Source organism: Actinomadura logoneensis (assembly GCF_003428695.1).
Taxonomy (GTDB): Bacteria; Actinomycetota; Actinomycetes; order Streptosporangiales; family Streptosporangiaceae; genus Spirillospora; species Spirillospora logoneensis.
Map to the genome: position 1 here is coordinate 1 of NZ_QURH01000907.1, position 6,792 is coordinate 6,792.

General features: G+C 73.6%; 6 protein-coding genes. 3 read left to right on the plus strand and 3 right to left on the minus strand.

What is annotated here, in order from left to right; genetic code table 11:
• Both DZF91_RS30585 and lysX read left to right on the plus strand, forming a co-directional pair.
• Window positions 1-755, plus strand: a 755-nt coding sequence (locus DZF91_RS30585; RefSeq protein WP_117360555.1) for a LysR family substrate-binding domain-containing protein, incomplete at its 5' end; no start/stop codon positions are given.
• A gap of 103 nt (window positions 756-858) precedes the next feature.
• Entirely contained in the window at window positions 859-2,313 is a 1,455-nt protein-coding gene (lysX, locus tag DZF91_RS30590) for a bifunctional lysylphosphatidylglycerol synthetase/lysine--tRNA ligase LysX (protein WP_235834670.1), read from the plus strand.
• On the opposite strand, the gene DZF91_RS30595 is transcribed toward lysX, so the two are convergent.
• Entirely contained in the window at window positions 2,300-3,586 is a 1,287-nt protein-coding gene (locus DZF91_RS30595) for a cytochrome P450 (protein WP_235834669.1), read from the minus strand. The genes lysX and DZF91_RS30595 overlap by 14 nt on opposite strands.
• A 127-nt stretch (window positions 3,587-3,713) precedes the next feature.
• Window positions 3,714-4,745, minus strand: coding sequence for a LacI family DNA-binding transcriptional regulator (locus tag DZF91_RS30600; protein ID WP_199487004.1), 1,032 nt, complete (start codon window positions 4,743-4,745; stop codon window positions 3,714-3,716).
• A gap of 556 nt (window positions 4,746-5,301) precedes the next feature.
• Between DZF91_RS30600 and DZF91_RS30605 the strand changes: the two genes are divergently transcribed.
• Window positions 5,302-5,532 (plus strand): LuxR family transcriptional regulator, encoded by a 231-nt coding sequence (locus DZF91_RS30605; RefSeq protein ID WP_026414168.1) that lies wholly within the window; start codon window positions 5,302-5,304, stop codon window positions 5,530-5,532.
• Between the two features lie 298 nt (window positions 5,533-5,830).
• Here DZF91_RS30605 and DZF91_RS30610 read toward each other — a convergent pair whose 3' ends face one another.
• A complete protein-coding gene (locus tag DZF91_RS30610; protein ID WP_328589241.1) occupies window positions 5,831-6,610 on the minus strand; it encodes a C40 family peptidase in 780 nt (259 codons plus the stop codon).
• Between the last annotated feature and the right edge of the window lie 182 nt (window positions 6,611-6,792).

Consider the following 6,792-nt stretch of genomic DNA (forward strand, 5'->3'; position numbering starts at 1 on the left):
CCGACGCGGTCGCGGACCTGCGCGGGGACGCCGCCCGCCCCGCCGGCCCACGCGGCCCGGGGACGTCCGGACCGCGCCCGGACGGCGACGGCCTCCGCGTGGGGATCATGGTGCACGGCTCGGCCGAGCTCACCCCGGCCATCCTGCGCGCGTTCCGCCGCGCCCGGCCCAGCACCCCCGTCACCGTGGTCAGCCTCGACTTCACCGAGCACGTCGCGGCCCTCGTCGAGCGGCGGGTGGACGTGGCGTTCCTGCGCCCGCCCCCCGACGACGAGCGCATCGTGTACGACGCGATGACGACCGAGCCGCGCATCATCACCGTCCCGGAGCGCAGCCCCCTCGCCGACGCCCCGGCGCTGCGCCTGGCCGACATCGTCGACCAGCCCTTCCTCGGCCTCCCGGACGGCGTGTCCCGCGCCTTCCGCGACTACCTCTACTTCGCCGGCGGACGCAACGGGGAGCCGCCGCGGCTCAGCCCCGAGGGCGTCCGTACCCCGCAGGACGTCCTGACGGGCACCGCCGCCGGACGCGGCCTCAGCTCGGGCCTCTACTCGTTCGTCCGGTTCTACAGCTGGCCGGGCGTCCGGTTCGTCCCGCTCCTGGACGCGCCGTGGGAGCACAGCGTCCTCGCCGCGCGCCGCGACGACACGCGCCCGGCGGTCCGGGCCTTCCGCTCCCTCGCCGTGGCCCTGGCCCGCGATCTCGGCCCCGCCCTCGTCCCGCCGCCCCGGCTCCCGTCCCCTGACGGCCGCTGAGAGGGCCCGGAGGCCCGGCGGGGGGAACGATTCCCGCCCCGGGGCGGCGGGTCGGTAGCCTTGGGCCGTGAGTGACGAGACCTACGACGACCTGCCCGAGCAGATGCGGGTCCGCCGGGAGAAGCTCGACCGGCTCCGCGAGTCCGGCGTCGACCCGTACCCGGTGACCTACCCCCGCACGGCGACCATCGCCGAGGTCCGCGCGAAACACCCCGACCTGCCGCCCGGCACCGAGACCGGTGAGAAGGCCGGGATCGTGGGCCGCGTCATGCTCGTCCGCAACACCGGCAAGCTGTGCTTCGCCACGCTCCGGGACGGTTCCGGCGACATCCAGGTCATGCTGTCGCTCGCCAACGTCGGCGAGGAGCAGCTGGAGTTCTGGAAGCGCGAGGTCGACCTCGGCGACCACGTCGGGGTGACCGGCGAGGTCATCACGTCCCGGCGCGGCGAGCTGTCGGTCATGGCCGAGTCGTTCCGGATCACCGCCAAGTGCCTGCGCCCGCTGCCGGAGAAGCACGCCGGGCTCACCGACCCCGAGGCGCGGGTCCGGATGCGGTACGTCGACCTGATCGTCAACGACGAGGCCCGCGAGATGGCCCGGCTGCGCAGCCGCACCGTCCGCGCCGTCCGGGACTTCTGGCACGACGAGGGCTACCTCGAGGTCGAGACGCCGATGCTCCAGCCGATCCACGGCGGGGCGGCGGCACGGCCGTTCAGGACCCACATCAACGCCTACGACATGGATCTGTACCTGCGGATCGCGATCGAGCTGTACCTCAAGCGGCTCGTCGTCGGGGGCATCGAGAACGTCTTCGAGATCAACCGGAACTTCCGGAACGAGGGCGCCGACTCCACGCACAACCCCGAGTTCACGATGCTCGAGGCGTACGGCACCTACCTCGACTACAACGACATGGCCGACCTCACCCAGCGGATGTACCAGAAGGCCGTCGTCGCGGCCCTCGGCACGACCGTGGTGCGGCACGGCGACGTCGAGGTCGACCTCGGGATCGCCGAGTGGCCGCGCATCACCCTGTACGGGGCCGTGTCGGAGAGGGTCGGGGAGGAGATCACCCCGCACACGCCGATCGAGGACGTCCGCAGGATCGCCGAGGCGCACGGGGTGAAGTCCGACCCCAAGTGGGGCCAGGGCAAGCTCGTCCAGGAGCTGTTCGAGGAGCTCATCGAGCACACCCTCGTCCAGCCGACGTTCGTCATGGACTACCCGGTCGAGACCTCGCCGCTCACCCGCCAGCACCGGGACGAGCCGCTGCTCACCGAGAAGTGGGACCTCATCGGGTTCGGCACCGAGCTCGGCACCGCCTACTCCGAGCTGGTCGACCCGGTCGAGCAGCGCCGCCGCCTCACCGAGCAGTCCCTGCTGGCCGCCGGGGGCGACCCGGAGGCCATGCAGCTCGACGAGGACTTCCTGCGCGCGCTGGAGTACGCGATGCCGCCGACCGGCGGGATGGGCGCCGGCATCGACCGGATGATCATGGCCTTCACCGGCAAGGGCATCCGGGACACCATCCTGTTCCCGCTGGTCAAGCCCGAATAGTCAGCGGCAGCTCGGCGAGCCCGCGCAGCACGACGTTGTCCCGGTAGGACGGCCGGTCCAGGCCGCCCGCCGGGACTCCGTTCAGGCCGCCCGCCGGGCGGACGTCGCGCTCGAACAGCCGCCTCAGCGCCACCGCGCCCTCCAGCCGGGCCAGGGGAGCGCCGAGGCAGTAGTGGACGCCGAGGCCGAACGCCAGATGGCGGGCGGTCTCGGCGTTCGCGTACCGGGCGAGGTCCAGCTCGTCCGGACGCACGGGGAACACCTCCGGATCCCGGTTCGCCGCGCCGGTCAGCAGCAGCACCATCTCGCCCCTGCGGATCACCGTCCCGGCCAGCTCCACGTCCCGCAGCGCCGCCCGGACGGTGAACTGGACCGGCGGGTCGTACCGCAGCAGCTCCTCGACGGCCACGGCGGTCTCCTCCGGGCGCTCCCGGAAGCGGGCGAGCTGGACCGGGTCGCGCAGCAGCGCCAGCGCGCCGTTCCCGATCAGGTTCACGGTCGTCTCGTGGCCCGCGACCAGCAGCAGGACGCACGTCGCCAGCAGCTCGGCCTCGGTCAGCGCCTCCCCGTCGTAGGACGCCGTCAGCGCGCTGAGCAGGTCGTCGCGCGGCTCCTCGCGGCGACGCGCCGCCAGCTCCCGGAAGTACGCGGCGAACTCCGCGCGCGCGTCCTCCCGCCGGGCGAGGTCGTCCGGCGGCAGCAGGAAGTCCGGGTCGAGCCCCCGGGCCAGCGCGTCCGACCAGCCGCGGAACCGCTCCCGGTCCTCGGACGGCACGCCGAGCAGCTCACTGATGACGATCACCGGCAACGGGTAGGCGAGCCCCGCGATCAGATCGAACCTCGTGCCAGCGGGGTCGGCGGGGCCGGCGGGGTCGGCGGCAATCGGGAGCAGGTCGTCCACCAGCTCCTCGACGCGCGGCCTGAGCCGTTCGACCAGCCGCGCGGTGAACGCCCGCCCGACGAGGCGCCGCAGCCGCGTGTGGTCAGGCGGGTCCATGGTGAGGAACGAGCGCCGCGCGCCCGCCGAGCGCCGCCACGCGGCACCATCCGCGCCGTCCGGCCGGTGCCCGAACCGGTGGTCGCGCAGCACGCTCTCGCACAGCCGGTAGGACGCCGTGACCCACAGCCCCGCCTCGGTGCGCGTCAGCGCTCCGGCCCGCGCCAGCCGCCGGTACTCGGCGTACGGATCGGCCCGGAACGCCGGGTCGGACGGATCGAACCCCAGGATCGCCCGAGCCCCGGGCACACCGGTCGTCGCCATGCGTCCAGCCACGCAGACCGTCCCCCTCCCGTCAATGCCCCGACTCGGACGGACGCGGACGAACCCGAAGACGACGGACGGCCGGAAGCGGCGGAGGCGGAGAGCGGGCGAGGGGGGTGGAACGGGCCGGTCGAGAAGGTCAGGCGGAGTCGCGGATGATCAGTTCCGGGGTCAGGACGACCTGGCGGTGGGTGTGGGCCGCGCCCTCGGCGGTCTCGGCGAGGGCCAGCTCGGCGGCGGCGCGGCCCAGCTCGCGGCGCGGCTGCCGGACGGTCGTGAGCGGCACCGCGGCGGACGCGGCGAGTTCGATGTCGTCGTAGCCGACCACGGCGATGTCGTCCGGGACGCGGACGCCGAGCCGCACCAGCTCGTTGGTCAGGCCGATGGCGAGCAGGTCGTTGGCGCAGAACACGCCGTCCGGCACCTCGGGCAGCGAGAGCAGGCGGCGCGCGGCGGCCTGCCCCTCGGTCGGGGTCAGCGCCTCCATCGTGAACACCGGCAGCGCGCCGACCCGGGCGCCGAGCAGCGTGCGCGCGGCGCCCGCGCGCCGGTCGACCACGGGCCGGGGCTCGGGGCGTCCGCTGACGAACGCGAGCCTGCGGCGGCCGAGCCCGAGCAGGTGGTCGGCGGCGACGGCGCCGCCCGCGACGTGGTCCACCCGCGCCGAGCAGACGCCGGGCCGGACGTGGTCGAGCAGCACCACCGACATCCCGGCCGCGCGCAGCCGCTCGACGTCGGCGTCGTCCATCCCGACCGGGATCACGAGCACGCCCTCGGCGCGCTGCGCGGTGAGCAGGTCGAGACCGCGCCGCTCCTTGGCGGGGTCGTGGTCGCTGGACAGCCACAGCACGTCGCGGCCGGCCTTGTTCAGCGCGCGTTCGGCGCCGCGCGCGACATCGGAGGCGTAGGGGTTGGCGAGGTCCTCCATGAGGACGCCGAAGGCGGGAGCGCGGGAGGCGGTGGGTTCGGCGGGGGGCTCCGGTCGCGCCGCGGGCCCCTGGCGGAGCCGCCGCGCGGACTCGTTGCGGACGAAGCCGAGCTCCTTGATCGCCGCACGTACGCGATCACGGGTAGCTTCGGCCACCAGTTCTGGCCGGTTTAGGACATTCGAAACGGTCCCAACTGAGACCCCGGCACGCCGAGCAACCTCCCGGATACTGGTCTGTGGCAACTCACTCCTCGTCCGCCCCGGAACTGTTTCCGCAGGTCTCGCAGTGTGTCGCGGATCACTTCCGAACGGGCCGTCACTGGCAGAGTCCATACAAGCACACAGCGTGCGCATTCGGCGCTTGACGGGCCGGATCCGGCCGCCTAGCGTTCCGAGCCGAAGCGTGGCTTGAAACGATTCACGATCTTCACCCTAACGGGGGTCGTCGGATCGGGGCGAGAAAGGGTGGGTTGGATGGCTGGCGATCGTGACCCGTCCCGGACGTGGCGTGCCCCGCCGCGTCGGCCCCGTCCGCGGCCGTGCGGTCGGACCCTCCGCGCCGGTCGGCGCGCCGGTGTTCGGACGCTCAACGACTGAATCGTGACCCGGAGTTCCCCCGTCCCGCGACCCGTTCCCGCAGGCGGCCGACTCCGGCCAAGCACGCCGAGACCAGAAAACGATGATCTGGTCCGGAGCGATCCGGACCCCGGCAACCCGACGCGTAGACATCGGCCTACCCGTGCCTGTGCAGCAGGCGGCTGCATCCCCGCGGTCATCACCACGGACGAGGGAGGACGGAGTGGAACAGGCCACACTCGCACGTCGTGGCACCGACGAGCTGCGGTTGAACGAGGAGGAGATCAAGCTCCTCGCCCAGATCGCCAGCGGTGTCACCGCTGATGTGGCGGCACGCAAACTGGAACTGAGCGCCCGGACCCTGCGCCGCCGGCTGCGGACCATCTGCGACCGGCTGGAGGTCAACACCCCTATCGAGGCCGTGGTGTGGGCGGCCCGGAGGCAGCTGATCTGACCGCTACCGACCCGACCGGGAGGTACGGCACGCCCCGCGCGGGCGAGGCCGCACCGACGGCGTCCCGGCCGATCCGACGAGCGCACCGTCCGACCCCGTGGCGGCGACGCCCAGCCGAGGCAGCGGCGCCCCCTGCCCAGGCGTCGCCGCGGGACGAGCTCGCCGGCCCCTCCCGCCTCGGCGCGTCCTGAACGGGCGTGCCCCCCCCCAGTACCCGCGCGTCCGCGCGAGGCTCCCAGGTTCGCCCCACCGGGCCCGCCCCTGCCCGAACGACCCCGGCGACCACCTTCGTCTTGGGTCAGTTGATGCGGACGGCGCCGGCGAAGGGACGTCCGCCCATGTTGTCGATCTTGACGACGTCGCCGGTGTGCGGCGCGTGCAGGATCTTGCCCGCGCCCACGTACAGCCCCATGTGGTGCAGGTCCGGATAGAAGAAGACGAGGTCGCCCGGGCGGAGCCGGTCGCGGGAGACGTGCGTGCCCGCGTTGTACTGGGCCCCGGTGTAGTGCGGCAGGTTGACGCCGAGCTGCTCGTAGGCCCACATGACCAGGCCCGAGCAGTCGAAGGTGGACGGCCCGGACGCCCCCCACACGTACGGGTCGCCGATCTTGGTCATCGCGAGCCGGAGCGCCTTGGCGCCCAGGTCGTCGCCGACGACCGGGAGCTTGGCGACCGACGCCGGGTCCCGCTTCACGAGCCGTCCGCGGATCTTCTCGTAGGTGTCGGTGACCTGGCGGCGCTGCGCGTTCACCCTGTCGCGCAGGACGGTCACGTCCTGCGCCCGCTGCTGCGCGTCCTTGAACGCCCGGTCGGCCGCCTGCATCGTCTGGACGAGGCCGACGAAGCGCGTGCTGTTCTGCGTCGCGAGGTACCGCAGGGTGGCGGCCCGGTCGAGGACCTGCTGCGGGTCGCGCGAGACGGCGAACGTCACGGCCGGGTCCGTCGCCCCGCCGCCCTGCATGTAACTGGCCGCCGCCAGACGGCTCAGCCGGTCGCGCACCCCGCCCAGGACCGCCTGCTGCCGCCGGGAGTTCGCGGTGGCCGCCCTCGCGGCCGTCTGTGCCTCCTTGAGCCTCACCCTGAGCCCGTTGTACTGCTCGGTGAGGCGCTCTAACTGGTCGGCGAGCTGGAAGGCCCGGGAGGACAGCTCCTTGCCGGACGGCCTGGGCTCGGCAGCCGCCGCGACGGACCCGAGCGGCGCCAGCCCCAGCGCGACGGCCGTCCCCGCCGCCACCGTCCCGCGGACCGCGCCGGCCGGCC

What these genes read in the sequence shown, in the direction of transcription:
- lysX (WP_235834670.1), top strand. Translation starts at nt 859, where the DNA reads ATGCGGGTCCGCCGGGAGAAGCTCGACCGGCTCCGCGAGTCCGGCGTC.